Source organism: Citrobacter sp. TBCS-14 (genome assembly GCF_005280805.1).
Classification (GTDB): domain Bacteria; phylum Pseudomonadota; class Gammaproteobacteria; order Enterobacterales; family Enterobacteriaceae; genus Citrobacter; species Citrobacter gillenii.
Window position 1 is genome coordinate 1 of the sequence record NZ_SZWM01000808.1, and the last position, 262, is coordinate 262.

A 262-nucleotide genomic window follows, 5' to 3' on the forward strand; every position below is an offset into this window, starting at 1 on the left:
CAGTCATTGCTGCGGTATATCGCTGCCGGGCTGGGTGTCTCGTATGAGCAGCTTTCCCGAAATTACGCCCAGATGAGCTATTCCACGGCACGGGCCAGCGCAAACGAGTCATGGGCGCACTTTATGGGGCGGCGAAAATTCGTCGCATCCCGTCAGGCGAGCCAGATGTTTCTGTGCTGGCTGGAAGAGGCCATCGTTCGCCGCGTGGTTACGTTACCTTCAAAAGCGCGCTTCAGCTTTCAGGAGGCCCGCAGTGCCTGGG

1 protein-coding gene is annotated in these 262 nt (G+C 59.2%); it reads left to right on the plus strand.

Annotation, left to right across the window (positions count from 1 at the left end; translation table 11 throughout):
• Positions 1 to 262, plus strand: a 262-nt coding sequence (locus FDX22_RS21425; RefSeq protein WP_146717740.1) for a phage portal protein, incomplete at both ends; no start/stop codon positions are given.